Here is a 25,624-nt window from a genome sequence, read left to right as displayed (position 1 = left end):
CAAAGTACAGATCCTCAGTTTTTTTGTGCGCATGTGTCCTGGTCAGCCCAGGCGCAACACCATCGCGCCGGCGGCAATGATGCAGGCAGCAATCATGCGCACGCGTGTGAGCTGTTCTTTGAGCACCCAGGCCGAAATCACCACGCCAAACAGGATCGAGGTTTCGCGCAGGGCCGAGACGGTGGCGATGGGCGCGTGTGTCATCGCCCACAGCGCCAGGCCGTATGACGCCACAGTGCCTGCGCCCCCGACGGCGCCAAGCCGCCAGTGATGGGCGACGTAGTGACAGAACGCTGCACGCCGGGCAGCTAAAGCCCACGCGGCAAGCGGGATGCCCGTCAGCAAAAATATCCACAGCGTATAAGCCGCGGGTGCGCCGGACTTGCGCACGCCAAGGCCATCGATCAGCGTATAGCCGGCGATCACCAGGGCGTTTATCAGCGCCAGCACCAGCCCTTTGTTATGCCCGGCCGAGGGCGCTGCGGCCATGCTCAAGATACCCAGGCAGATCACGCCAATGCCAAGCCAGGCAAACGCCGAGAGTGGCTCGTGCAACACCAGCACACTGGCCAGCGCCACCAGCAGCGGCGCAGTGCCGCGCATGATCGGGTAGGTCTGGCTCATGTCGGCAATGCGGTAGGTCGAGGCCACCAGCACAAAATACAGCACCTGCAAAACCACCGATGCGCCGATGAAGGGCCAGCTTTCTCTGGCCGGCAGCGCCAGAAACGGGATGGCCGCCAGCGCAATCAAAGAAGCGGCGGAGGCGATCATGCAGGTGGTCAGCAGCTTGTCGACGCCGCCTTTGACCACCGCATTCCAGGTGGCGTGAAGGGCGGCGCCCAGCAGGATGATTGCGAATACGCTGAGGCTCATGTGTCACCGTTCACGGGGTTGATCAGCGACGTCAATACATGGTCCGCCCACACGCCATTGATCTTCAAGTAGGCCCGTGCGTGCCCCTCTCGCTCAAAGCCCAACCGCTCAAGCAGGCGTGCACTGCGTTGGTTTTCCGGCCTGTAGTTGGCCATGATTCGGTGCAGTTTCATCTCAGTGAACACATAGTCAATCGCAGCGCTCAACGCTTGACGCATCAACCCTTGGCCTTGGGCCGTTTCATCAAGTGCGTAGCCAAGATGGCAGGCTTCGAATGCGCCGCGCACGATGTTATTGAAGTTGCAGCTGCCGATTATCCGGCGATCGCGCAATATCAGCAGATGCAAGGCTTCACCGCTGGCGGTTTTCTCGGCCATGGCTTCGAGGCGCTGGGTAATGGCGCTGAGTTCGAAGTAGTCATCATCGCGAGCCGGTTCCCAGGGTTGAAGGTAGGCGCGGTTTTGCACCAGGTGCGCTTGCAAGGCCAGGGCGTGACGAGGGTGAGCGGCGTGCAGTGTCAGCCGTTCAGTGGTGATGCCATGGATGGGGAAGAGGGGGTTCACGTATCGCCTCCTTGTGGTTGGGGGCGAGTATGCCTGAGGGCTTTTCTGCAGGCATAAAAAAACGGCCTACCTTTCGGTAAGCCGTTTTTAGTACTTGGTGGCTACGCAGGGACTTGAACCCCGGACCCCAGCATTATGAATGCTATGCTCTAACCAACTGAGCTACGTAGCCAAGTGGCGCGCATTATTCGCGTAGAACGCATATGCGTCAAGCGTTTATTTTAAAAATTTATCTACGCTTTCAACTGTTTAAACAGAATAAGGCCAAACGGCGACGAGTGGTGTGGCGGATACGGGTATTTCAGCCACGAAGATCCAAGGTGGGGGCGGGGTTGCTCCCACATAGGTTTTGCGGTGTTCTGCTGACGGTATTAAATGCGTGATCGCAAGGGTGTGGCGCTGTAAACCCTTTGACGATGACCCCCAAGGTGCCGTTCGGCACGGCTTGTGATCCTGTTGCTGTGCACGGTAAAGCGTAATTCGGTTGGGCAGATATCCCTGCCGCCCAACGCTTGCCCCCCAGGGCCAGCTTACGGTTGCGACGGGTTGTGCGTGACGCGTTTCAAGTGCTCGCGCGCCCGTGACAGGCGTGAGCGAACGGTGCCGATCGGGATGTCCAACACGTCGGCGGTGTCCTGGTAGCTACCATCTGTCTCCAGCGAGGCGTACAGCGTCTTGCGCATTTCCGCCGGCAAGTGGTCGATGGCATTCAAGGTTTTTTCCAACCGTCGGTTGACCTCGAATTCCCAATCCAGATTGTTGTTTTCCTCTTGGCCATGCCACAGCGACTCATCGAACTCGCAATGTACCGGTTTGGCATACAGGCGCCGGAAATGGTTGCGAACCAGGTTCTGCGCGATGCCGCACATCCAGGTACTGAGGGTGGCCTGGCCACTGAAACGTTCTCTGTTGCGCCAGGCTTCCAGGTAGGTCAGTTGCAGGATGTCGTCTGCATCTTCGGGGTTGAGTACGCGTTTATGAATAAAACGCCGGAGTTTTTTTTGCTGGTCGTCCGTCAGTTGGAGCATGAATTGAGGCGAGTCGCCAACGAGCTGCGCTAAAGCTTCAATAGGGATATTCACGATTTTTTCCTCTGGGTAGACGCTATCGAAATAATTCCGACGGGAACCCCTTTAGCACTGGCTGTGCCAAATGGAAAAAAATCGTAACTTGCTGATTTAAATATATAAATATTTTGAAATGGGAGGTTTTTGCGCAGCTTTTTGCAAAAGCTCCGGGTGATCCGTGCCGATGTTTTCAAAAAGTCGCTTTTGGGTGATTTCGATGGAACCGTATGGCGAACGTCTGCCACATAGGGACACAAACTTCCTGTCCCGGCACGCCCATGAAAGTCGAATTCAACCCTGAACCGCACAAAATCCAGCCCCTGGATAAGCCAGGTCCTGAAAAGGTTGCCCAGGCACACGCGCAAGCCGGCGTGTCGGGTATCGATGAACTCGCCAGCATGTTCAGCCAGGAAGTGGCGCTCACCAGCAAGGCTTTGAATCAGCGGGCGATGGGGACGCAAGTGAGCCCCATCGAGCAGTTCGCGCAACTCTATGACCAGTTGGGGCACCCGGCCCAGGTGAGCCTGGCGTTGATTACCCGCCAAGTCAGGCAGTACCTGCAACGCGGGTCCAGCGTCGAAAAGTTGTTGGACCTTACCGGTGGTGATCCGGCGCGTACCTATGTGGTGCTGCGCCAGATTACGGCGCAGGCGGAAGCGGAAATACGCAAAACCGAAGCTGCGCTGGCGCGTGATGCACTGGCCAAACTGGAGATTCGCCATAAGCGCGAAATACAGGCGGGCCTCAATATCGCCATGGCGTTGCAGGCCTCGAGCGACGACCCTCAGGAGCGCCAGGCGGTGCGGGCGATGTACTACGCCAATGTGGTGGTGCGCCAATCGTTGGCCAGCATGATGCAGGCGTTGCTGGGCATGTACGGCGGTGAGCAGTTTGCCGATGGGCTCAACATCATGCGCCGGGCCCTGGCGGACGATGTGGCGGCCTATGCCTCCTCCGTTCCGACCGCCAAGTTGCGCACCCTGTTGCTGGGGCTGCAGAGCTGCGGTCAATTGGGTGGCGTGTTGTCCAGTTGCCACGCGTTGGTCGAGCGCCTGAGCGTGGAGCAGGATGCCGTCATCCTGTTACAGCGCCTGCTGGGTTATGCCGGCAATGGGATCGCCCCGTCCGAGGTGCAGCGGTTGGCCGATGAGCTGGCGGGTGAAGTGACGGCCGGCCAGGTGGCTTCACTCAATGCGGTCTACCCGGTACTCAAGAGTCTGCCGATGGCCTTGTGGCGCGATACACGTGGGCGCGAGGAGGGCTTGCATAACTTTTTGCTGGTGATGGACGAAATCACCCGCCTGGAAAACGGCCAGGCTCGCCTCGGCGGTGATCCGAGGGCATTGCTGTGACCGTAGTTGCGACACTGAACCGCTGGCTGCTCAAGGCCGCGCAACGTGCCGAAGTGCTGGGTGCAGTGGTGGTGCTGGCCATTGTGTTCATTTTTATCGTGCCACTGCCGACTTGGCTGGTGGACATCCTGATTGCGGTCAATATCTGTATTTCCTGCCTGTTGATAGTACTGGCGCTCTACTTGCCGGGGCCTTTGGCGTTTTCGTCGTTCCCCTCCATCCTGCTGTTGACCACGATGTTTCGCCTGGCCCTGTCGATCGCCACCACGCGTCTGATTCTGCTGGAGCAAGACGCTGGCGATATCGTTGAGGCGTTCGGCAATTTTGTGGTGGGCGGCAATCTGGCGGTGGGTCTGGTGATCTTCATGATCCTCACCCTGGTCAACTTCCTGGTGATCACCAAGGGTTCGGAGCGGGTCGCCGAAGTGGCGGCGCGCTTCAGCCTGGACGCGATGCCCGGCAAGCAGATGTCCATCGACAGCGACCTGCGTGCCGGGCTGATCGACGGCATGCAAGCGCGCGACAAGCGCGACCAGTTGTCCCGCGAGAGCCAGCTGTTCGGGGCCATGGACGGCGCCATGAAGTTCGTCAAGGGCGATGCCATTGCGGGTCTGGTGATCGTGCTGATCAACTTGCTGGGCGGTTTCTCCACCGGCATATTCCAGCACGGCATGAGCGCCGCCGAATCCATGGCGCTGTACTCGGTGCTGACCATCGGCGACGGCCTGATCGCACAGATTCCTGCACTGCTGATCTCCCTCACTGCCGGCATGATCATTACCCGCGTGGCACCGGATGGGCGCAAGGGCGTCAGCAACATGGGCGCCGAAATCGCCCGGCAGATGACCAGCGAACCCAAGAGCTGGATGATTGCTTCGATCGGGATGCTCGCTTTTGCGGCGCTGCCGGGTATGCCCACGCTGGTGTTTATCCTCATATCGCTGACGACCGGCTCCCTGGGTTTTTACCTCATGCGTCAGCGTCAACGGCAGGAGCGAGGGACCGCTGATAACACTGTCGAGGTGGCGCCGGAAGAGAACGGTGCGGAGGACCTGCGCGGCTTCGATCCGTCGCGGCCGTACCTGCTGCAGTTTCCCCCAGCACTGCGTAATACGGACGCAATCGCTGAAATCCTGCACGAAGTGCGCAAGGCGCGTAACGGCATCGTCGCTCGGATCGGCTTGACCCTGCCGCCGTTCGAGGTCGAGTTCGACCCGGGCCTGGCCGACGATGAAATGCGCTTTTGCGTGCATGAAGTGCCAACGGTCAAAGCCACCCATGGCCCTCAAGTGGCCGTTGCGCGCTCGGCCCTCCAGGACGAACCGCAAAGCGGCGTGGCCGGCCTGATCGAACGTGAGGAGCAGAACTGGGTGTGGCTGCCCGCCGATGACCCGCTGCTCGACGATCCGGAACTTGAGCGCTTCAGCGCGCTGAGCTTGATCGTTGAGCGCATGACGCATTCGATGATGCTCAGCGGGCCACAGTTTCTAGGGATTCAGGAGAGCAAGTCGATCCTCAGTTGGCTGGAGCACGACCAGCCTGAGTTGGTTCAAGAGTTGCAGCGCATCATGCCGCTGTCACGTTTTTCGGCGGTGTTGCAGCGCCTGTCCAGCGAAGGTGTGCCGCTGCGCGCCGTGCGCTTGATTGTCGAGTCGTTGATCGAATACGGCCAGCACGAGCGTGAGCCGGAGGCCCTGGCCGACTATGCGCGTATTGCGCTCAAATCGCAGATCTTTCACCAGTACAGCGAAGCCGATGGCCTGCATGCCTGGCTGCTGGCGCCGCAGACCGAAAACATCTTGCGCGAGGCGCTGCGCCAGACCCAGACCGGGGTGTTCTTTGCGCTCGACAATGACAACAGTGCAGTGCTGGTCAACTTGCTCAATCAAGCCTTCAGCCTGCGGCCCAAGAGCAAGAGTGTGATGTTGGTTGCGCAGGATCTGCGCAGCCCGTTACGAACCTTGTTGCTCGAAGAATTCAACCATGTGCCGGTGCTGTCGTTTGCCGAATTGAACAGCACCTCCAAGGTAAAAGTGCTGGGGCGCTTCGATCTTGGGCAGGATGAATTGATGCGCGGGGCAGTGGCATGAGCAGGTCATCCGCGATGATGCCGGGAAGGGCTCGATGATGTTCGAGCTGCGTGTGTTGGAAGGTTTGCACCAAGGCGCCGCGCTGCCGTTGTTCGGCGACCAATGGAGCATTGGTGCCCATGCCGACGCCGACCTTCTGCTGACCGACGCCGGGATCGCCGAGCATCATGCGAGGCTGCGACTCAGCGATGCAGGCTGGTCGGTGCAGGCAGAGGCAGGGTTGCTCCAGGGGGCCGATGGTTTGGTCCATGCGCAGCTCGCCAAGCTGGCACTCAACACACCTTTTTTCATCGGCGCCGTTCGTCTGTGCGTCACGCCGGCTGACCAGCCCTGGTCCCAGGCGCCTGCTGTAAAGCACGCCCCTTCGGCTGTTGCCAGTGAAGCCCCGGCGGCGCTGGCGTTGTCTTCCCTCACACCGTCGCGGCAGAAGCAGTTGATCAGCCTGGTGCTGGCGTGTGCCGTGGTTCTCGTCGCGGTGGGAATCGCCTACACGGGCGACCGTGAGGCGCAGGCATCCTTGATGCCGGCCAGCGAGCAAAAGCGCGAGTTGGCCTCGCCCTTCGAGGTACGTCAGCAATTGCTGAAAATGCTCAGCGAGCGCGAACTGGGTCAGAAGGTCAGTTTGCTGGTGATCAACGGCCAGATGGTCCTGGACGGCGAAGTCTCCCAGGATGATGTGGAGTTGGTGGCCCGCATGCTCAGTCGTTTTGGCGAGCAGTTTGATACTCCCGTGCCCGTGTTGAGTCGCGTGCGGGCCAGCGACGGCACGCTGCCGTTCAAAATTTTGCAGATCGTCGGCGGCCCCAATGGCCACGTGGTCCTGGAGCAAGGAGACCGACTCTTTGTGGGGGACGAAGTCGAGGGTTTGCGTCTGGTACTGATCGACAACAACAAGGTGGTATTTGATGGCGCACAACGGTATGAGGTGCGCTGGTGAGCGATAACCTGCAAGAGCGTCTGAACGCCTGGCAGCAGCGTCAGGCCCAGGCGATGACACGCTTTGCGCCGGTGGCCCAGCGTGGCCGTATTCAGCGCGTCAATGGCATGTTGCTGCAATGCCGACTGCCGGAGGCACGCATCGGTGATTTGTGCCGGGTCGAAAAAAACCCCGGCGACACCATGCTCGCCGAAATCATCGGTTTTGATCAGCAGGATGCGGTGCTCAGTGCCTTGGGCAATCTGGAAGGCGTGCGCGTGGGCGCCGGCGTGGAGCGCCTGGGGGTGCCGCATCGGGTCAGGGTGGGTGATGACTTGCTGGGCCAGGTGCTGGATGGGTTTGGCCGGCCGATCGCAGGCGACGGGCCCAGTGCGTTTGCCGAAACCGCCAGCGCTGACGCCAGCCCGGTCTTGTGTGAAGCCCCTTTGCCCACGGAGCGGCCACGCATCAACCGGGCGTTGGCCACGGGTGTGCGTTCCATTGACGGTCTGTTGACCCTGGGCGAGGGCCAGCGTGTCGGCCTGTTTGCGGGCGCGGGCTGTGGCAAGACGACGCTGCTGGCCGAAATCGCCCGTAACGTTGAGTGCGATGTGATTGTGTTCGGTTTGATCGGCGAACGGGGCCGTGAACTGCGTGAGTTTCTTGACCACGAACTGGATGAGCAGCTACGGGCCAAGGCGGTGCTGGTCTGCGCCACCTCCGACCGGTCCAGTATGGAGCGGGCCCGGGCCGCCTTTACCGCGACCGCGCTGGCCGAAGGTTTTCGGCGCAAAGGCAAACGGGTGCTGCTACTGATCGATTCGCTGACGCGCTTTGCCCGGGCCCAACGCGAAATCGGGCTGGCGGCCGGTGAACCCTTGGGCCGTGGTGGTTTGCCACCGTCGGTGTACAGCTTGCTGCCGCGTCTGGTCGAGCGTGCCGGCCTGACCCGTGAAGGTGTTATCACGGCGATCTACACCGTACTGATCGAGCAGGACTCCATGAGCGATCCGGTGGCCGATGAGGTGCGCTCGCTGCTCGATGGTCACATCGTGTTGTCACGCAAGCTGGCTGAGCGCGGCCACTACCCGGCGGTCGATGTGCTGGCCAGCCTTTCACGAATACTCAGCAACGTCGCTGCACCTGAACATATCCAGGCCGGCACGGCGTTGCGGCGTCTGCTGTCGGCGTACCAGCAAATTGAACTGATGCTCAAGCTGGGTGAGTACCAGCCCGGCAGCGATGCATTGACCGATATGGCAGTGGACAGCCGTCAGGCAGTCGATGGTTTTTTGCGCCAGGACTTGCGCGAGCCCACGTCTATTGCGATGACCCTGGAACAACTGACGGAGCTGACTGCGTATGTCCCATTCTGAGTCGGATCATGCTGAGTCGATGCCGCCGGACATGTTGCTCGGCGAAATCGAAACCCTGCGACGCTTGCGCAGGCATCGCGCAGACCGCGCCGAACGCGCGCTGCGTGAGGCCAAAAGAACCCAGCAGGCCTTGCAAGCGAGTATCCACCAGGCTCAGCACGCCCTGGAGCAGACGCGGCTGGAGGAGGCCGAGCAAAGTGCGCAATTGCTCAGCGAGCACCAGGGCCAGGTGCTGACCTTTCAGGCGATCAAAGCCTGGGGTGCCCAGGAGCGAACCTTGTCCGCCAGCACCCGACGAGAAGAAGGCCAGTTGCACGAACTGCAAGACCAGCGCGCGCAGCAGGAGATTGAAATCGGCAGCGCCCAGAAGCAGGTCACGTTGTGCCTGCGCCAAGTCGAGAAGCTGCAGGAATTGTCCGGTTTGCTGGCACAGGAGCCCTCATGATCAAGTTCTCTGGCGGTGCGCCCAAACGCCTGCGCCCACGTGCCCCGCGCAACGAACATACACAGGCCATTGGGCAAGTGGCGCCGTGGGAGCACGTGCGGCTGTTTACCCAATTGTTTGATGAAGGCGGTGGCGGGGGCGGTGCCTCACTGGCAGGGCACAAAGCCTCAACCCAGGTCTCGATGATCCAGGCATTGACCGACCAAATAGTGCCGAGAGTGCTGGGCGCCTCGCAGTGGCCGCTGGTGGCGGTGTTGTACTTGCCACGGCTGGGACGGATCAATGCGAGTGTGCGCCGTGAGCAAGGCGCATGGGATATCGAGCTGGCGGCTGAGGAAGCGTCCACCGCGCAATGGCTCGGCGGTGTGCGCCAGCGGTTCCAGGAGGAACTCACACAGAGCCTGGGCTTGCCCGTGCGCGTGAACGTGGCAAGCGTGGGGTCGGCATGATGGCGTCATTACTGAGCCTGCCCACGATCAAGGGCGATGCGGTGGCGGCGCGGCGGCGACTGGGGCTTGGGTTGCGCCTGCCGTTCCAGGTGGCGCAGCAACTCGGCGAACTGCTGCTTGAACCTGGGCGCGAACCGGTGGGCGCGCGGCCATTGAGCTTCGAAACGGCCTGCGGGCTGCTGGCATTCGGTGAGCCGGGGCCGTTGTTGAGCCTTTTGGGCGAGTGCCCGGTGACACTGGCGCTGTCTGATAACGACCCGGACTCATGGTTCTGGGACGTGTTCCAGCACCACCTCAGTACGCAGGTGCGCGAGCTCCTGGGTTACCTGCGGTTGCGCGTGTACGAGCAGCCATCAGGCTTTGGCTGCCGCCTCACGGTGACCTTGGGGGCCTCCAGGGTGGTGAGCTATCTGTGGCTGTCCCCCGAGAGTTTTTTCGCACTGTGCGAAGCCGGTCCTTGGCGGCCTATCGCCGGGCCTCTGCCGGCGCGGTTTCAAGTGGCGGTTGCCGTGCCGCTTGGGCGCCTGCAATTGCCTGTTGCGCAAGTGGGCAGTGTGCGGGCCGGTGATGTGCTGGTGTTCGAGCAGAGCTTTTTTAACGTTCAGGGCGACGGCTATATGCAGGTCGGCCGGCACCGCCTGCATGGGCGTATTGATGATGACTCCGGGCCGTTGTGCCTGACCCTTACTTCTATTGAGGACACGTTTGTGGACGAAGATTTTGCAGATTCGCACTACCTGGGGCAGGAGGATCATGAACCGGTTGAGGATGTCTTTGGCCACCAGCCTTTCGATGAGTTGAGCATGGCCCTCAACGTGCGTTGCGGCACCCTGAACCTGACCCTCGGCGAGCTGCGCAACCTCACCGGCGGTGCCGTGCTGGGGATCTCGGGGTATGCGCCTGGAATGGCCGGGCTGTATTACGGCGACCGCCCGATCGGTCAGGGCCAGTTGGTAGAAGTCGATGGGCGGCTCGGCCTGCAGTTGACCCGCGTGTTGTTTTCCCGATGAACTTTCAGGGTGTAGATCCTCTCGTTCTTGCGCTGATGCTTGGGGCATTGTCGTTGATGCCCATGCTGTTGATCGTGTGCACGGCGTTCTTGAAGATCGTGATTGTGCTGATGATCACGCGCAACGCCATCGGTGTGCAGCAGGTGCCGCCGAGCATGGCCATCAACGGCATCGCGCTGGCGGCGACGCTGTTTATCATGGCGCCCGTCGGCTATGAGATCGCCGAGGCCGTCAAGGTCACGCCGCTGAACCTGGCCAACGTACAGACGCTGCAGCAGACCGGTCTTGAAGCGATAAAGCCGTTGCGCACCTTCATGCTGCGCAACGTCGACCCGGATGTACTCACGCACCTGCTGGAAAATACCGCACGCATGTGGCCGGCGCAGATGGCTCAGGACGTCCAGCGTGAGGACCTCATCCTGCTGGTTCCGGCATTCGTGTTGTCGCAGTTGCAGGCAGGGTTCGAGATCGGGTTTCTGATTTACATCCCGTTTATCGTGATCGATCTGATTGTCTCCAACCTGCTCCTGGCGCTAGGCATGCAGATGGTCTCGCCCATGACCATTTCCCTGCCACTCAAATTGCTGTTGTTTGTGCTCGTCTCCGGATGGTCACGGCTGCTCGACAGCTTGTTCCTTTCTTACCTCTGAGCCCTTTATGGACCCGATCGTGCTGTTCAAGCAGGGCATGTTGCTGGTGGTGGTGTTGTCGGCGCCGCCGCTGATTGTGGCGGTGGTGGTGGGTGTGCTGACCTCGCTGGTGCAGGCCTTGATGCAGATTCAGGACCAGACCTTACCGTTTGGTATCAAGCTGGTGGCGGTGGGTATCACGCTTGCGATGACCGGGCGTTGGATTGGCGTGGAGTTGATCCAGCTGATCAACCTGACCTTCGACATGATCGGCCGTTCGGCGCTGAACTGAGGGAATGCCTGTGCTGCTTTACCTGGAGTTCCTGCCCAGCCTGCTGATTGGCATGGCGCGCATTTATCCCTGCGCGTTTCTGGTCGCAGCGTTCTGTTTCCAACACATCCGTGGCATGCCCAGGCACACCATTGTCATGGTGATGGCTCTGATGCCCGCGCCTGGCATCCATGCGGCGATGGCGGGTGTCGACTACTCGGCGATGCTGCTGGTGGCGGTGATGCTCAAGGAGGCCATCCTGGGTTTTTTGCTCGGCGTCTTGCTGTCGATGCCGTTCTGGATGTTTGAGGCGGTGGGGGCGCTGCTGGATAACCAGCGTGGTGCCTTGGCCGGTGGCCAACTCAACCCCTCGCTCGGCCCGGACGCCACCCCCATCGGTCACCTGTTCAAGGAGCTGGCGATCTTTCTGTTAATCATCACCCTGGGGCTGGGGGCAATGACCCAAGTGATCTGGGACAGCTATCAGATCTGGCCCCCGACGGCCTGGTTTCCGGTGCTGGGCGTCAACGGCTTCAGTACCTTTGTCGAACTGCTGGGCGATACCTTCACGCACATGATGCTGTACGCGGCGCCGTTTATCGCAGTGTTGCTGCTGTTGGAATTCGGCGTTGCCTTGCTTGGCCTCTACAGCCCGCAGTTGCAGGTAAGCACCTTGGCTCCGCCAGTCAAATGCCTGGCGGGCATTGGCATTTTGATCCTGTACTTTTCCCTGCTGCAGGACTTGATCGTCGGGCGCATGGTGCTGCTGGGTGATCTTAAACATTCGCTGGGCTTGATGTTCAAGGTGTCGGCACCATGAGTGACTCGGGGGAAAAGAAACACCCGGCCAGTGCCAAGAAACTGCGCGACCAGCGCAAGAAAGGCCAGGTTGCGCAAAGTCAGGACGTGCCCAAATTACTGGTGCTGACCGCCATCAGTGAAATTGCCCTGCTCACCGCCGAAACCAGCATGCAACGGTTTCAGCAGTTGATGGTGCTGCCGATGTCGCGGTTCGGTCAGCCATTTGTGCGCGCTTTGGAAGAAGTGCTGATGGACGCCCTGGTGGTGTTTTTCTCCTTCGCGCTGTTGATGGTGGGCGTGGCGATTGCCGTCAAGCTGATCAGCAGCTGGATGCAGTTCGGGCTGTTGTTCGCCCCGGAAACCCTGAGGCTGGATTTCAACCGTCTCAACCCGCTCAACCAAGCCAAGCAAATGTTCTCCAAGCAGTCGTTGATGAACCTGTTGATGGGCATCGTCAAGGCGTTGCTCCTCAGCTTGATCCTGTACGTGGTCATCGGCCCCTCATTGAGTGCGCTGATCAACCTTGCCAGCAGCGACTTGGCCAGTTACATCGTGGCCCTCATCACCCTGTTTCGGCATTTGCTGCATGCCTGCCTGGCGTTGTTACTGGTATTGGCACTGATTGACCTGACCCTGCAGAAGTACTTCTTCGCCCAGCGCATGCGTATGACTCAGGTTGAGGTGGTCAAAGAGTACAAAGACATGGAGGGCGACCCCCACGTCAAGGGGCAACGCCGTCAGCTCGCGTACCAACTGGCCCAGGAGGAGCCGAAGGTCAAGCTGCCCAAGCTTGAAGAGGCCGATATGCTGGTGGTCAACCCGACGCACTTTGCTGTCGCCCTGTATTACCGGCCGGGTAAAACGCCGTTACCGTTGCTCGTAGACAAGGGCACGGACGCACAGGCGCGCGCATTGATCGACCGCGCGAAGGCCGCCGATGTGCCGGTGATCCAATGCGTGTGGTTGGCACGCACGCTGTATGAGAAAAAACGCGGTGCGAGCATCCCACGCGAAACCTTGCAGGCGGTGGCGTTGATTTACCGCACCTTGCGCGAACTGGATGATGAAGCCAAACGTGAAACCCTGGAGTTGCCGGAGCTTGAGCGGCGCTGATCAGCGCGTCCGCTGTTTATCCAGCGCTTCAAGGTTGGCCAGCGAGAGCAGCCGGCTGATGGCCTGTTCACGTGCGCTGCGGGAGGCAGGCAGCGCATGCCAGATCACCAGCGCGCCGAGGGAGTCGAGGCAGGGAAAGCAGCCAGCGAAGGCGATGGCCTGCTCAAAGCGACGTTCCAATACACGCTGCAACTGCCCGGCCTGCAACGCTTCGCGGGCTATTTGCAGGCTCAGCCCTTGGCGTGCGCCGAGCGTCAGGGTGCACAACTGGATGCCCGGGCACAGCGGCTGGAGAGCGGGTTCGCCGCTCTCCAGGCTGTCCACAAACGCCTGGCGCTTGCCCTCATCGCCAGGCACTTGCTTCGCAATCATCGTTCCAGTGATACCGTCTGATAGTCCGAGCGTTCGCCGGACGGGCCCGCGTCGACCCGCATCTGCGGGGGCCACCAGACCACCAGCGTGTCGGCGCTCGATTGTGGGCGGGAGCAGGAGTCGCCCTTGCAGGTTGGCGTGCAACCGGCGACGAGCAACACTGCGCCGACCAGGGCGGTGCACAAGATTGCATGTTTCATGGTGTGGTCTTCTGTGTGGGGGTCAGGAGGGAAGGGCGCGTTACGCCGATATGCTCATCCTTTTCGACGGGCCGCATCGCAATGAACACTTCGGCTTCTTCACCCGGTTTGAGCCAGGCGCGCGGCCATACACTCACGGCCAGGGTCTGCGAGGTGCTGCATTCCTTTTCATCAATGCGCACGTTGCGTTTGAACTGGTTACGCAGCACCACCACCGCCACATTGAACTGTGGGCCGCTGTACCACTGGCTGCGGTCGGTGTTGAGGTTCAGCAGCTCGCGGGTGCTGCATAAAGTGTCCAGACCCAGGGACATTGGCCCGGCCGTAAAGCCGTCGGGCACTTGCCCGCTGACCAACCACGCGAGGGTGCCGGTGATATCGCTGCGTTTGATCGGCGGCTGATGCGGCGCAAGGCGACGTGCCAGGGGCTTCAAGGCAGCCTGCAATTGGGCCTGGTCTTCCTGGGGCAGATAACGCGACGGGTCGGCCTGGTCGCCGATGACCCGAGGGGTCAGGATGAACAAGCGTTCGCGGCGGCTGTTCAGCCGTTCCGTAGACGAGAACAACGCTTTGCCCAGCAGCGGGATACTTCCCAGTACGGGCACCTTGTTTTGCGTGTCGGTGTTATTGCTGACGTGGAACCCGCCGATGACCAGTGAGCGTTTTTCTGCCATCACCGCTTGGGTGCTGACCTTGCCTCGGCGTACATCGAGTTCTTTGAGCGAGGGGGTGATTTCGTTGAAGTTACCGTCTTCAATATCCACCACCAGATTAATCTGGTGGCTGCCACGACTGGTGATGACCCTGGGCAGTACCTGAAAGCTGGTACCCACAGTCACGGGCAAAATGGTGGCGTTCTCGGTGCCGGCCACCAGGTACCGGGTACGGTTGAAATCGATGACCGCCGGTTGGTTTTCCAGGGTGAGCACCGACGGGTTGGAGACCAGCGTGGCCAGCCCGCGAGCTTCCAGGGCGCGCACGTTAGCGAAGAAACCTTCGCGGTTTTCAATGACTAGCTGTGAGGTGGTGCCGGGTGCTACGCCGGTGGAGCCGTAAAAACGGCTGTTTTGAAAACCCCAGGTGACACCGAACGCGTTTAACTGCGTGCGCTCGATGTCGAGGATGATTGCGTCGATTTCTACCAGTTTGCGCGCGACGTCGAGTTGAGTGATCAGCTCCCGGTACATCGCCTGGCGTTCGGGCAGGTCGTAAATCAGAATCGCGTTATTGCGCACATCGGCTTCCACCCGGATTTTACTGGTTGCTCGTGGCGCGCGCGGGGTAAGCGATGCACCGGTTTGCAGTTGCCCCGAGTTCGCGGCCGTACCGAGCATTTGCTCCAGCAGCGGGTTATTCAGGCGAGGCATGTTCGGCGTCACCATCGCGTTTTGTGACGACGTGCGGGGCGCTTGGCCAGCGTCTGACAATACCGAGGATGTGCGTGGTTCCAGCAACCCGCGCAGCATCGTGGCAATGCCCGCAATCGTGAGTTTCTCACCGCGGTATTCCACTACACGGTCGGCTGCGTTGGCGAATTTAAGCGGGTAGCTCAGCACGTTCTGTTTTTCATCCGGGACACGGCGTTGGCTGCTGAATTGCTTGATCTGTTCGATGTAACGCCTGGGCCCCGAGACCAACACAACGCCGTCTTCGGGCAGTTCACCCCAACCGAAACGACTGTCGAGCAGGCCGATATCGGTCAGTGCCTGCTTGAGATCGGAAATGGTCTCGGAGGAAACCTCCAGACGTGCCGACTCCTGTTGGTCCAGCGTGCTGATGTACAGCGTGTTGTTGTACAAGTACCACTGGAAGCGGTGCTCAACACCGAGGCGGTCGAGCAGGGACTGGGGGGTATTGGCGCGTATCTTGCCATTGACGGTTCCGTCCAGCAGGCCCTCGACTTGCAGTTGTATGCCAAAGGTCTGGGCGAAATCCTCCAGCACTTCACGCAGGGGTTTGTGTTGGGCTTCATAGGCATAGGCGGTGTTTTTCCATTCGGGTGGAATGGCCGCGAGCGTGCTTCCCCATGGCACGAACAACCAGGGCAGCATTAACAGACCTCGCCAACGGGCTCGGTGTGTGATGTCCGCAGGCGAGCCTGCGCGCAAGCGATCGTGCTTGTGGTTCTCGTTAGACATGGAGGTTTCTCTGGTTAGTACAGGAGCTGACCCAGGGGCCTGGGTTTGAATCGTTGGGCTGGCCGGGAGAGACGCGCGGCGAGGGTCCGCCAAATGTCGCGCTGATTGAGCAATGACTCCAGGCTCGCCAGTAGCTGTTCCGTGCCGCACATGGGAGGCAGGATTTGCAGCAGCCATAGCGCGCCACTTTCAGGGGCCATGGCCAGCGCTCCCTGAAAATGGTTCAGGCTGTGGCCCCCCAGGCCCATCCAGGTTTGCAGCTGTGAGTTGCCGGGCGCGCTTTCAGTCAGCTGGGCACTGATCAGCAAGGCTTGGGTATGACGCTGCAGACAAATCGTGTTGTTTTCTTCATACAGCGTGAGCTGTGCCTCGTTGCTCTGCGCCCAATCAATGACCAGCTCGCTCAACCTAGCCTCGCAAACTGTCAATGGCCGTTTTCATAATGACATGGTGGGCGCGATCGTATTCAAGCGTCGCACTGTTGGATTTATGCTTATTGAACATGGCGTCAAAAAAGGCCATTGGGTCTCCCGTGGCTGATTCGATATCACTCATGAACGAGTCATACTGGCGATTACTGGCGTTTACAGTGCCAATCAACTGGGTTCTCAACGTGGCATATTCAGTCATGATCGTTACTCCGGTTGTGTTCGAACTGTGTGGTTGTTGAATGGCCATCAGTTCCAGAGTATTTCTATAATTCTGCTCATTGGGCGTCTTGTGACGCGTAGCCATCAGCGGCAAAGACGGCTTGCGATTGCGCGTCCTTGTTGTGTTGCGCCAGCAACAAACTGAACATTGAGGCCCAGTCGATGCGAAAGTCGCCTTCGTCGGTTTTCAGCACTAACGTCTGAGGCGGGACTGTTTCGTCGGCGCGAATCGTCCATAGGGATTCATGGGGATGCGCAAAAAGGGGGGTTAGCGCGTTCAGCTCAGCGGGATTGCATAGCAACGCGGCCTCGGCGCGGGGCAGTTGGCTGGCCAGCAGGTGTTTCAGCAAGGCCGCCAGCCTTTGCGGGTCGGGCGTCTCGTCAAGCAAATAGCGTATGGCGTTGTTTGTAACCGTTGTCGCGTAGTGCTCCAGTGCGTCACACATCGCTTGGCGATCATGCTCCCAGCGTTGAAGCTGAGCCAGGGCACGCCGCCAGAACTCCAGGCGCGCCTCTTCAAGTACGACTTCACTCTGTTGTGCCGCCTGGCGCAGTTGCTCTTCGGCCTGCGCCTTGGCCCGGTTCAATAACGAGCTGGCCTGGCCGCTTTCTTCGAGGGTTTGCCGCGATATCAGCGTATTTGGCGGGGATGAGGCGCTGGTGTGTAACTTAATTTTCCGGTGGCATAACATCGCTTGTGTCCAACCTGTTTGAATCAGCGGAGGCACTGCCGCACGGCATGGCCTTGATACGCCACACCACGGCTTGCCAGAGTGTGTCGAGTCGGGCGCGAGAGTCTTTGAAGGTGTGCGCATTTTTTTCCAGCTCGAACACTCGCGGTTGGGGAAAGCGCAACCGCAAGCGTTGCCAGGTGGCAGGTTCAACCCAAAGGCGTAACAGCTGGAGTGGTGCATCATCATCGAATGTCAGCGCGGTGGGAGGCAGCGCTTTGTAAAGGCGTCGGCACCAGAGTTTCTCGTTTTCGGGTAACGGGCTCCTGGCGGCGTTGTGGCTTATGTGGTCAACGAGTGCCAGCGCTCGATCAAGGGCTGGTGTCGGCATGAGGGCCAGTTGAAGCACGGTGGAGCTGGGCGGTACAGGCAGACAGGGAGTGATATCTAATCGACGGCAGGCCGATGCATGGTGGCTGCGAAAAAGCGCGTCCTGCGTAAAGTCACCCCAGTCCGAGTGTGCCGAGCGCCAGGGGAAGGCCCACCATTGAACCCACGTCAACGCGTCACTCATGCGCAGACGGTCTCGGTGAGTCCGTAAGTGCTTCAGTGGCGCCGTCACCGAGCGCAGCCCGAGCAAGTCGTTGTTTGCGCTTTTGTATGAATACGACCCCGGCAATCAGCGCCAACACTAAACCGAGTGTAAGCACTATCAAGATTGTGCGCCAAAAAGCCAGTTGGCTTTCCTGCATCAGGAAAGGGCCGAAATAGGTGAGGCGCCGTTGTTCCTGAAGGACCGTTGCCGGAACAAATACCACGGTCAGCTTATGGGCGTTGTCGACCGCCGTCGTCATGCCAGGAATGCTGCTGGCGACCATCCTGCGTACGCGGCCACGAATATTGTCGGGTTCCAGGCGCGGGTCGTGTTTGATAAAAACCGACGCGGAGGCAGGTTGTATGGGCTCACCCGGCGCTATGCGTTCGGGCAGTACGACATGCACACGGGCGACAATCACGCCGTCGATATTCGACAGTGTTGCCTCAAGTTCCTGGGAAAGCGCGTAAATGTAACGGGCTCGTTCTTCGAGGGGTGTGGAAATGACCCCTTCCTTGCGAAAGGTATCGCCCATGGTGGCACGTTTAGGCTTGGGCAGGCCTACGGCGTCCAGTGTGCGAACGGCGCCGCCGATATCGGCCGCATCCACACGGACACTGACCCCATCCTTGGCCGGCACTTTTTGCGCACGTATATGTTTGTCCGCCAGCTCGGCGATGATCTCGTTGGCTTCTTGTTCGGAGAGTTGGCGATGGAGTTCGACGCTGTCGCCGCAACCGTTCAACAGGCTTGCCAACGATAAGATTATTGCGGTGAACAGTGCACGCGTCATGTTGACCTACTGCAGGTTGGATATTTTTTCGACGAGTTGAACGGTTGAGCCCAGGCCTTTGACCAGCACTTGTGTGGTCAACACCGTGTTGGAAAGCATCCGCGGATAATCAAGCATCAATTTTTCGTTGTTGCCTTTACTTAAGGCTTGCAGACCTTTACTCATGCGCTTCTTCGATAAGTCCAATTGCACTGAGGCTTGTTCCAACAGGTTGGGCAGGCCGGCTTGCTGTGAACGGGAGGCTGACGCAGGGCTGGCCGAGAGTGCCGCGCCAAAGAAATCGATGTCGGACTGGTACCCGGCGCTGTCGTTTTCATCGGCGCTGCGAGACGAGGATGCGCCCGCCAATGGTTTTCGCACGTCTATTTGCATGTTGAATCTCTCTGGAGAAACAGCCTCTTCTTTTGATTCAGAAGAGGCCATTTTTATTAGCGTATACCGTTGCCGATGTCTTTAAGGCCTTGCTGGAACGTCGTTGTTACTTTCATGCTTTGTGTAATGACTGAAAGTTCTGCTGCTTGAGCGGTTAATTCCAAGGATTTGTCTTTAGCACTTTCAAGCCGATCAGCTGTGTCGCTTGAGGAACCCGTCATGTTAAAAATACTGCTGAAAGGGTTGTATCCGCTTACATTGCTCATGAGGTGACTCCGTATTTTTTCAAGGTTTTATCAGTTGGTTTATGGCGAGCTATTGACGCTTCGGGAAGTTCGATAGCACCCAGTTTAGTTACTGCCGATAGAACTTTTTGCCTATCTTTGGTGGCGGACTGGAGCGAGTCGGTTCCAAGGTCATTCCGGCTAGATGTTTCAAGCTGTGTCGTCGGTGTCAGTAATATCGCTAATTGTTTCATGCGGTAATAGAGCGTGCGTTTGGCAATCCCCAACTCGCTGGCGACGGCATCCACGCTGAATTCGTTGCGGTGCAGTGATTCTTCAATCAGCGACTTTTCAATATGCTGCAGGCGCTCTTTGAGGCCTTTTGCCTCTGGCTCAAGGGGGATGGCCTGTTTGGCAAGCGCAGGCAGCCCCAGGACAAAGCGCTTGGCACTGGAGCGAAGTTCGCGCACGTTGCCTTGCCAGGAGTGGCACAGCAATTGTTGCAGCAGGGCGCTGGAAGGCTCTGGCGCGGGGCATGCGAAATAAGCGGCTTCCTGTCGCACCATGCGCAAGAACATAGGCGTGATGCGCTCACGCCTTTGGCGCAAGGGCGGCAGGTGCATACTCACCACGTTCAGTCGAAAGTACAGATCCCGCCGGAATGTGCCTTGCTCGACCATATTGTGTAGCGATTGCTGCGCGGAGGCGATGACACGCATGTCCACGGTAATCACGCGAGTGGACCCCAAGCGCTCCACGCTACGTGTCTCCAGCACGCGCAGAAGCTTGGCTTGAAGCGAGAGTGGCATGCTGTCGATTTCATCCAGGTACAAGGTGCCCAGGTGAGCGGTCTCGATAAAGCCTGCCCTTGACTGCACGGCGCCGGTATAGGCGCCCGCGTTGACGCCGAAGAGCTGGCTCTCGGCGAGGCTTTCCGGGATGGCCGCGCAGTTCACCGCCACGAAGTTGCCACGGCGGCCGGACAAGCGATGAATACGCTGTGCCAAGGTGTCCTTGCCGGTGCCGGTTTCCCCCAGTAGCAGAATGTCGACATTAAGAGTCGCCGTTGCATCGAGTGTGCTCTCGATGTTGGCGTCCTCAATGAACGGGACATCTGATTCACTTTCATTTTGATGGGCGGCCGACATGGTACTGTCACTTCATCGCGGGTAGGGGAGTATTTAATTGGGCGCAGTAGACCGCAGTTTATTCAGGTTGTCACGGCTGTTTAAGTAAGAAAAAGTCCTGCTGTTCGTTGGTTTTTCGATAGGGCGCTAGTTGCAAGTTTTAGTGTCTGAAAAGAGTGTTCTTATATGTAGGATTAAACTTAAAGCGCTGGAGATTAAAATGGATTTTTCAAAAAAAGAGTAATAGGGTTGACGTGGTATTCATTAAGCAAGCGCCCACAAAAAAGCCGGTGCAGTGCACCGGCTTTTTGTTTGCGGCAAGCACCGCGGGTGACGCTTACACGTTGAAACGGAAGTGCATCACGTCGCCATCCTTGACGATGTATTCCTTGCCTTCCAGGCGCCATTTACCGGCTTCCTTGGTACCGGCTTCACCCTTGTACTGGATGAAGTCGTTGTAGGCGATGACTTCGGCGCGGATAAAGCCTTTTTCGAAGTCGGTGTGGATCACGCCGGCGGCCTGTGGCGCGGTGGCGCCGACCTTGACGGTCCAGGCGCGGACTTCTTCAACACCGGCGGTGAAGTAAGTCTGCAAGTGCAGCATTTCGTAGCCAGCGCGGATCACACGGTTCAGGCCAGGCTCTTCCAGGCCGAGGGCCTCGAGGAACATGTCTTTTTCTTCGCCGTCATCCAGCTCGGCAATTTCCGCTTCGATCTTGTTGCACACCGGCACCACGATCGCACCTTCTTCCTCGGCGATGGCCTTGACCACGTCGAGCAGCGGGTTGTTCTCGAAGCCGTCTTCAGCGACGTTGGCGATGTACATCACCGGCTTGGTGGTCAGCAGGTGGAAGCCTTTGATCACCACTTTTTCGTCGGCACTCATGCTCTTCATCAAGCTGCGTGCGGGTTTGCCCAGGGTGAAGTGGGCGATCAACTGCTCCAGCAGGCCTTTCTGGACCACTGCATCCTTGTCGCCACCCTTGGCATTACGCGCGACTTTCTGCAGTTGTTTTTCGCAGCTGTCGAGGTCGGCGAAGATCAGTTCCAGGTCGATGATCTCGATGTCGCGTTTCGGGTCGACGCTGTTGGAGACGTGAATCACGTTCTCGTCTTCAAAGCAGCGGACCACGTGGGCGATGGCATCGGTTTCGCGGATGTTGGCCAAAAACTTGTTACCCAGACCTTCACCTTTCGACGCGCCGGCCACCAGGCCTGCGATGTCGACGAATTCCATGGTGGTCGGCAGGATGCGCTTGGGATTGACGATAGCCGCCAGCTCCTGCAGGCGCGGGTCCGGCATGGCCACGATACCGCTGTTGGGTTCGATGGTGCAGAAGGGGAAGTTCTCCGCCGCAATACCGGACTTGGTCAGGGCGTTGAACAGAGTGGATTTGCCGACGTTGGGCAGGCCGACGATGCCGCAATTGAATCCCATGATGTTTCCCCTCGGTAAGAGTCAGGCCTTCTGGCTGTGCAGGTTTTTCATCGCACGGTTCCATTCACCGGCGAAGATATCCGGCAGCACGCCGAGGGCAAAGTCGATGCTGGCATCGAGTTTTTCCTGTTCGGCGCGTGGCGCACGACGCAGGACGAAATTTGAAACCATACTGGCAACGCCTGGGTGGCCAATGCCGAGCCGCAGACGGTAAAAATTATTCTGATTACCCAACTGCGCGATGATGTCGCGCAGGCCGTTGTGCCCGCCATGCCCGCCGCCGAGCTTGAGCTTGGCAACACCGGGTGGCAGGTCCAGTTCGTCATGGGCCACCAGGATTTCTTCGGGTTTGATCCGGAAGAAGCCCGCAAGCGCCGCGACAGCCTGGCCGCTGCGGTTCATGTAGGTGGTGGGAATCAGCAGACGAATATCCTGACCCTGGTGCGAGAAGCGCCCGGTCAGGCCAAAATACTTCCGATCGGCCACAAGGTTTACACCTTGCGCGTGGGCGATACGCTCAACAAAAAGGGCCCCCGCGTTATGCCGGGTCTGTTCGTATTCGGCGCCTGGATTTCCCAGGCCAACGATCAGTTTAATGGCAGTCACGACAGGGGCCCTTCCTTTGGAGTTGTGGATAACATCGCCGACACCTGCGTGCGGCGAAAGTGGACAACAAAAGATCATTTACTCAAGAGTAAACGCCGCGTTATCGCCCGCTTTCTCGCTACGTTCCGGTCCGCGATGTTTCCTCAAGCTCCGGCAATACAGAGTGAATTACTCTGCAGCGCCTTCTTCAGCTTCTGGTGCAACGCGTGGAGCGTGAACGTTTGCAACAGCTTTGTCATCACCGTGAGCCAGTGCAACAAACTCAACGCCTTTAGGGGCTTTGAGGTCGGACAGGTGAACGATGTCGCCGATTTCCAGAGCCGACAGGTCGACTTCGATGAACTCAGGCAGGTCTTTCGGCAGGCAGGTCACTTCGATTTCGTTCAGGACGTGCGAGATTTCGCCGCCTTTCTTGACCGGAGCTTCTTCGCCAACGAAGTGAACTGGAACGATAGCGGTCAGTTTCTGACCGGCAATAACGCGTACAAAGTCAGCGTGCAGCACGTGGCCTTTGGCCGGGTGACGTTGCAGAGCTTTGATGATCACGTTTTGCTTTTTGCCGCCAACGTTCAGTTCGATAACGTGGCTGTAAGCAGCATCGTTTTCGAGCAGTTTGGCGATTTCTTTGGCCAGCATGCTGATGGATTCAGGGGCTTTGTCGCCACCGTAAACTACAGCTGGAACCAGGCTTGCGAGACGACGCAGGCGGCGGCTCGCACCTTTCCCCAGGTCGGAACGCGCTTCAGCATTCAGAGTAAAATCGTTCATGTTGTATCTCCAAAATAACCACATTCGCCCCAGCGTTTGCGACCAGCGCTAAAGGCGATATGGGCAAAAAAGCCCCGCCCCAACAGAATGCTGGGGCGGGGCGCTTTTCGTCAGTGGGATGTTTCGTAAGGTTTGACCCTTATCGGAACATCGCGCTGATCGATTCTTCGTTGCTGATGCGGCGAACCGCTTCGGCAACTACCGGTGCGATATCCAGTTGACGGATACGCGAACAGGCTTGAGCTGCTGCGGACAACGGGATGGTGTTAGTCACCACCAGTTCGTCCAGCATGGAGTTCTCGATGTTCTCGATCGCTCGGCCCGACAGCACAGGGTGTGTGCAGTAGGCGAAGACTTTTGCTGCACCGTGCTCTTTCAGGGCTTTCGCCGCGTGGCACAGGGTGCCGGCGGTGTCGACCATGTCATCAACCAGAATACAGGTACGCCCTTCGACATCACCGATGATATGCATCACTTCAGAGTGATTGGCTTTCTCACGGCGTTTGTCGATGATCCCGAGGTCCACGCCCAGGGATTTGGCAACAGCCCGTGCACGCACGACGCCACCAATGTCCGGGGACACGATCATCAGGTTTTCAAAGCGCTGGTCTTCAATGTCATCCACCAGTACCGGGGAGCCGTAGATGTTATCTACCGGAATATCGAAGAACCCCTGGATTTGGTCAGCGTGCAGGTCAACCGTGAGAACACGGTCGATACCTACCACGGTCAGCATGTCAGCCACGACTTTCGCGCTGATAGCCACACGTGCGGAACGCGGACGGCGATCCTGACGGGCATAACCAAAGTAAGGGATTACAGCTGTGATTCGAGTCGCTGAGGAGCGGCGGAAGGCATCAGCCATCACGACGAGTTCCATCAGGTTATCGTTGGTCGGAGCGCAGGTCGGCTGAATAATGAAAACATCTTTACCGCGGACGTTTTCATTGATCTCGGCTGTAATTTCGCCGTCGGAGAATTTACCGACAGAGATGTCACCGAGAGGGATATGCAGCTGACGTACGACACGTCGAGCCAGATCGGGGTTGGCGTTCCCCGTAAAGACCATCATCTTGGACACGCGCAGTACCTAGAGGCTGAGGGTAACCTGGATGAGTATTAGAAAATGGCAGGGGCGGCTGGATTCGAACCAACGCATGGCAGGATCAAAACCTGCTGCCTTACCGCTTGGCGACGCCCCTGTATCTGTTGCAACGAGTACCCAGTACTCGGTTCCTTTTAGAGCAGACTTTGCAGCTTGCGATGCAACATCGAAACGTTGCTTCCCTTTGCTACAAACCCTGTAAGGGTCTCTGTAAGAAGGGCCGAGACTTTATCAGCTTCAGCTTTGCTTGGGAAGCCCCCAAACACACAACTTCCAGTTCCGGTTAATTTTGCTTCGGTAAATTTACCTAACAAATTCAAAGCGTTACGTACCTCTGGATAACGCCTTGCTACAACCGGTAAGCAGTCATTTCGACTGTTTCCCTTGGGAACGGGGCGCACTTTAATGGGAGGAGAGTTACGTGTCAACAGTGGATCTGAAAAAATTTCTGCTGTACTTACAGATACTTGCGGAACAAGCACGACATACCACGGCTCTTCGGGGTATTCCGGGGTGAGTTTCTCCCCGACGCCTTCGGCAAAAGCCGCGTGCCCACGCACGAAAACCGGCACGTCGGCGCCCAGTGTCAGGCCCAGCGTGGCCAGGCGATCGTGGTCCCAGCCCAGTTGCCACAAGTGATTCAAACCGAGCAGGGTGGTCGCGGCATTTGAGCTGCCACCACCGATGCCGCCGCCCATGGGCAAAATTTTATCGATCCAGATGTCGATACCGAGCGAGCAACCGGATTGCGCCTGAAGTTTTTTCGCCGCCCTGACAATCAGATTGCTGTCGTGGGGCACGCCTTCGAATTCGGTGTGCAGCTGGATCACGCCATCGTCGCGTACGGCGAAGGTCATTTCATCGCCGTAATCGAGAAATTGAAACAGCGTCTGCAGTTCGTGGTAGCCATCTTCACGGCGCCCAAGAATGTGCAGCATCAGGTTGAGTTTGGCCGGAGAGGGCAGCGTCAAGCGTTCTGAGGTCACGTTATTGTCCCAGCTTGCGCGGTTGCCATTCCTTGATCACCAGCGTGACGTCAAGGTCGGTGCCATGCAGTTTGATGCGCTCAGGCAGCCAGTAGCCACTCTGTTCCACGTAGCTCAGGTACTCGACTTGCCAGCCATCCTGCTCAAGCGTGGCCAGGCGGCTGTCGCCGTTGAGGCTCAGGCGGCTTTTGCTGTCCGGCGCGGGCAAACCGCGTACCCACCACACCAGGTGCGAAACGGGGAGCTTCCAGCCAATCTGCTGTTCCAGCAATTCTTCCGGCGTGGCTGCCTCATAGCGGCCCTGGTTGGCCACTTCCAGGCTTACTTGCCCTGGTCGGCCGGTCAGGCGTGCTGCGCCACGGCCCAGCGGTCCGGACAAACGAATATCGTAATAGTCCTGGCGTTGCAGCCAGAACAACGTACCGCTGCCGGAATCTTTCGGTGCGCGCACCCCGACTTTGCCGTCGATCTGCCAGCCGTCGATGCTGCTGAGCTGGTCCTTATGCTGCTGCCATTGCGCCGGGTTGCCCTGGCCTTCAACGGATTCGCGGCTGCCGATGCCCGCGCAACCGGCGAGCAGGGCGATGAAACTGAAAACAATAACGTGGCGCAAGAACATAA

The 25,624-nt window shown here is 58.7% G+C and carries 29 protein-coding genes, 2 tRNA genes and 1 pseudogene; 11 read left to right on the top strand and 21 right to left on the bottom strand.

The genetic code is table 11. The features are described from left to right. Window positions 1-42 precede the first annotated feature (42 nt). The 4 genes from ASE80_RS12520 to ASE80_RS12505 form a co-directional block, all read right to left on the bottom strand. The gene (locus tag ASE80_RS12520) at window positions 43-876 is read right to left on the bottom strand and encodes an EamA family transporter (RefSeq protein ID WP_056859161.1); all 834 of its coding nucleotides are present in this window, start codon (window positions 874-876) and stop codon (window positions 43-45) included. Further along, entirely contained in the window at window positions 873-1,439 is a 567-nt protein-coding gene (gene rimJ, locus ASE80_RS12515; protein WP_056859160.1) for a ribosomal protein S5-alanine N-acetyltransferase, read from the bottom strand. The genes ASE80_RS12520 and rimJ overlap by 4 nt, the downstream gene beginning before the upstream one ends. 95 nt (window positions 1,440-1,534) lie before the next feature. Beyond that, window positions 1,535-1,611 (bottom strand) — tRNA-Met (locus ASE80_RS12510). Window positions 1,612-1,969: 358 nt separating this feature from the next. Then, the gene (locus ASE80_RS12505) at window positions 1,970-2,521 is read right to left on the bottom strand and encodes an RNA polymerase sigma factor (RefSeq protein ID WP_056859159.1); all 552 of its coding nucleotides are present in this window, start codon (window positions 2,519-2,521) and stop codon (window positions 1,970-1,972) included. 263 nt (window positions 2,522-2,784) lie between these two features. Between ASE80_RS12505 and sctW the strand changes: the two genes are divergently transcribed. The 11 genes from sctW to sctU are packed head-to-tail and all read left to right on the top strand — an operon-like array spanning window position 2,785 to window position 12,958. Next, window positions 2,785-3,858, top strand: a complete 1,074-nt coding sequence (sctW, locus tag ASE80_RS12500; protein ID WP_056859158.1) for a type III secretion system gatekeeper subunit SctW — start codon at window positions 2,785-2,787, stop codon at window positions 3,856-3,858. Then, entirely contained in the window at window positions 3,855-5,948 is a 2,094-nt protein-coding gene (sctV, locus tag ASE80_RS12495; protein ID WP_056859157.1) for a type III secretion system export apparatus subunit SctV, read from the top strand. The genes sctW and sctV overlap by 4 nt, the downstream gene beginning before the upstream one ends. A gap of 37 nt (window positions 5,949-5,985) precedes the next feature. After that, window positions 5,986-6,885 carry an FHA domain-containing protein gene (locus tag ASE80_RS12490; RefSeq protein WP_056859210.1) on the top strand — a complete coding sequence of 300 codons (900 nt, stop codon included), beginning with the start codon at window positions 5,986-5,988 and terminating at the stop codon, window positions 6,883-6,885. Continuing rightward, window positions 6,882-8,240, top strand: a complete 1,359-nt coding sequence (locus tag ASE80_RS12485; RefSeq protein WP_056859156.1) for a FliI/YscN family ATPase — start codon at window positions 6,882-6,884, stop codon at window positions 8,238-8,240. Before ASE80_RS12490 ends, ASE80_RS12485 begins: the two co-directional genes overlap by 4 nt. Next, window positions 8,227-8,685: a type III secretion system stalk subunit SctO gene (gene sctO, locus ASE80_RS12480; protein ID WP_056859155.1), complete on the top strand. Its 459-nt coding sequence runs from the start codon at window positions 8,227-8,229 to the stop codon at window positions 8,683-8,685. Before ASE80_RS12485 ends, sctO begins: the two co-directional genes overlap by 14 nt. Continuing rightward, window positions 8,682-9,134, top strand: coding sequence for a type III secretion system HrpP C-terminal domain-containing protein (locus ASE80_RS12475; protein WP_056859154.1), 453 nt, complete (start codon window positions 8,682-8,684; stop codon window positions 9,132-9,134). The genes sctO and ASE80_RS12475 overlap by 4 nt, the downstream gene beginning before the upstream one ends. Continuing rightward, complete coding sequence (locus tag ASE80_RS12470; protein WP_056859153.1) at window positions 9,131-10,144, top strand: FliM/FliN family flagellar motor switch protein; 1,014 nt, start codon at window positions 9,131-9,133, stop codon at window positions 10,142-10,144. Before ASE80_RS12475 ends, ASE80_RS12470 begins: the two co-directional genes overlap by 4 nt. Then, entirely contained in the window at window positions 10,141-10,794 is a 654-nt protein-coding gene (sctR, locus tag ASE80_RS12465; protein WP_056859152.1) for a type III secretion system export apparatus subunit SctR, read from the top strand. Before ASE80_RS12470 ends, sctR begins: the two co-directional genes overlap by 4 nt. A gap of 7 nt (window positions 10,795-10,801) precedes the next feature. Continuing rightward, window positions 10,802-11,065: a type III secretion system export apparatus subunit SctS gene (gene sctS / locus ASE80_RS12460; protein WP_056859151.1), complete on the top strand. Its 264-nt coding sequence runs from the start codon at window positions 10,802-10,804 to the stop codon at window positions 11,063-11,065. Window positions 11,066-11,075: 10 nt separating this feature from the next. Beyond that, window positions 11,076-11,864 carry a type III secretion system export apparatus subunit SctT gene (gene sctT, locus ASE80_RS12455; RefSeq protein WP_056859209.1) on the top strand — a complete coding sequence of 263 codons (789 nt, stop codon included), beginning with the start codon at window positions 11,076-11,078 and terminating at the stop codon, window positions 11,862-11,864. Next, window positions 11,861-12,958, top strand: a complete 1,098-nt coding sequence (gene sctU, locus ASE80_RS12450; RefSeq protein ID WP_056859150.1) for a type III secretion system export apparatus subunit SctU — start codon at window positions 11,861-11,863, stop codon at window positions 12,956-12,958. Before sctT ends, sctU begins: the two co-directional genes overlap by 4 nt. Here the strand turns inward: sctU and ASE80_RS12445 are convergent, their stop codons facing one another. From ASE80_RS12445 to lolB, 17 genes and pseudogenes are all read right to left on the bottom strand, one after another. Then, window positions 12,959-13,330, bottom strand: coding sequence for a hypothetical protein (locus ASE80_RS12445; protein ID WP_056859149.1), 372 nt, complete (start codon window positions 13,328-13,330; stop codon window positions 12,959-12,961). It lies immediately after the preceding gene. Further along, window positions 13,327-13,530 (bottom strand): HrpT family type III secretion system protein, encoded by a 204-nt coding sequence (gene hrpT / locus ASE80_RS12440; RefSeq protein WP_056859148.1) that lies wholly within the window; start codon window positions 13,528-13,530, stop codon window positions 13,327-13,329. Before hrpT ends, ASE80_RS12445 begins: the two co-directional genes overlap by 4 nt. Then, window positions 13,527-15,668: a type III secretion system outer membrane ring subunit SctC gene (sctC, locus tag ASE80_RS12435; RefSeq protein WP_056859147.1), complete on the bottom strand. Its 2,142-nt coding sequence runs from the start codon at window positions 15,666-15,668 to the stop codon at window positions 13,527-13,529. Before sctC ends, hrpT begins: the two co-directional genes overlap by 4 nt. Before the next feature lie 14 nt (window positions 15,669-15,682). Then, window positions 15,683-16,075, bottom strand: a complete 393-nt coding sequence (locus ASE80_RS12430; protein WP_056859146.1) for a hypothetical protein — start codon at window positions 16,073-16,075, stop codon at window positions 15,683-15,685. Window position 16,076: 1 nt separating this feature from the next. Beyond that, window positions 16,077-16,298: a hypothetical protein gene (locus ASE80_RS12425; RefSeq protein ID WP_056859145.1), complete on the bottom strand. Its 222-nt coding sequence runs from the start codon at window positions 16,296-16,298 to the stop codon at window positions 16,077-16,079. A gap of 76 nt (window positions 16,299-16,374) precedes the next feature. Next, window positions 16,375-17,046, bottom strand: a complete 672-nt coding sequence (sctL, locus tag ASE80_RS12420) for a type III secretion system stator protein SctL (RefSeq protein ID WP_330219940.1) — start codon at window positions 17,044-17,046, stop codon at window positions 16,375-16,377. A 509-nt stretch (window positions 17,047-17,555) separates the two neighbouring features. Next, entirely contained in the window at window positions 17,556-18,377 is an 822-nt protein-coding gene (sctJ, locus tag ASE80_RS12415; protein ID WP_056859143.1) for a type III secretion system inner membrane ring lipoprotein SctJ, read from the bottom strand. 6 nt (window positions 18,378-18,383) lie between these two features. Next, window positions 18,384-18,800 carry a type III secretion apparatus protein RspB gene (locus ASE80_RS31400; protein WP_236708826.1) on the bottom strand — a complete coding sequence of 139 codons (417 nt, stop codon included), beginning with the start codon at window positions 18,798-18,800 and terminating at the stop codon, window positions 18,384-18,386. Between the two features lie 5 nt (window positions 18,801-18,805). Continuing rightward, entirely contained in the window at window positions 18,806-19,015 is a 210-nt protein-coding gene (locus tag ASE80_RS12405) for a hypothetical protein (RefSeq protein WP_056859142.1), read from the bottom strand. A gap of 188 nt (window positions 19,016-19,203) precedes the next feature. Next, window positions 19,204-20,121: pseudogene (locus ASE80_RS12400) on the bottom strand (sigma 54-interacting transcriptional regulator); the annotation flags it as partial. Window positions 20,122-20,437: 316 nt separating this feature from the next. Further along, a complete protein-coding gene (gene ychF / locus ASE80_RS12395; protein ID WP_056859141.1) occupies window positions 20,438-21,538 on the bottom strand; it encodes a redox-regulated ATPase YchF in 1,101 nt (366 codons plus the stop codon). 21 nt (window positions 21,539-21,559) lie between these two features. Next, window positions 21,560-22,144 carry an aminoacyl-tRNA hydrolase gene (gene pth / locus ASE80_RS12390; RefSeq protein WP_056859140.1) on the bottom strand — a complete coding sequence of 195 codons (585 nt, stop codon included), beginning with the start codon at window positions 22,142-22,144 and terminating at the stop codon, window positions 21,560-21,562. Window positions 22,145-22,312: 168 nt separating this feature from the next. Further along, window positions 22,313-22,912, bottom strand: a complete 600-nt coding sequence (locus ASE80_RS12385) for a 50S ribosomal protein L25/general stress protein Ctc (RefSeq protein WP_056859139.1) — start codon at window positions 22,910-22,912, stop codon at window positions 22,313-22,315. Between the two features lie 139 nt (window positions 22,913-23,051). Beyond that, on the bottom strand, window positions 23,052-23,993 hold the full coding sequence (locus ASE80_RS12380) for a ribose-phosphate pyrophosphokinase (RefSeq protein ID WP_003208392.1): 942 nt from the start codon (window positions 23,991-23,993) through the stop codon (window positions 23,052-23,054). A gap of 46 nt (window positions 23,994-24,039) precedes the next feature. After that, a tRNA-Gln gene (locus ASE80_RS12375) sits at window positions 24,040-24,114 on the bottom strand. Between the two features lie 37 nt (window positions 24,115-24,151). Then, window positions 24,152-24,955: a 4-(cytidine 5'-diphospho)-2-C-methyl-D-erythritol kinase gene (ispE, locus tag ASE80_RS12370; RefSeq protein WP_236708827.1), complete on the bottom strand. Its 804-nt coding sequence runs from the start codon at window positions 24,953-24,955 to the stop codon at window positions 24,152-24,154. Between the two features lie 49 nt (window positions 24,956-25,004). Then, a complete protein-coding gene (lolB, locus tag ASE80_RS12365; RefSeq protein ID WP_056859137.1) occupies window positions 25,005-25,622 on the bottom strand; it encodes a lipoprotein insertase outer membrane protein LolB in 618 nt (205 codons plus the stop codon). Window positions 25,623-25,624: the final 2 nt, after the last annotated feature.

The sequence above is a fragment of the Pseudomonas sp. Leaf15 genome (assembly GCF_001421425.1).
Classification (GTDB): Bacteria; Pseudomonadota; Gammaproteobacteria; order Pseudomonadales; family Pseudomonadaceae; genus Aquipseudomonas; species Aquipseudomonas salomonii.
The sequence above is the reverse complement of the archived record's forward strand: the minus strand, read 5'-3'. Positions and strand labels throughout refer to the sequence as shown.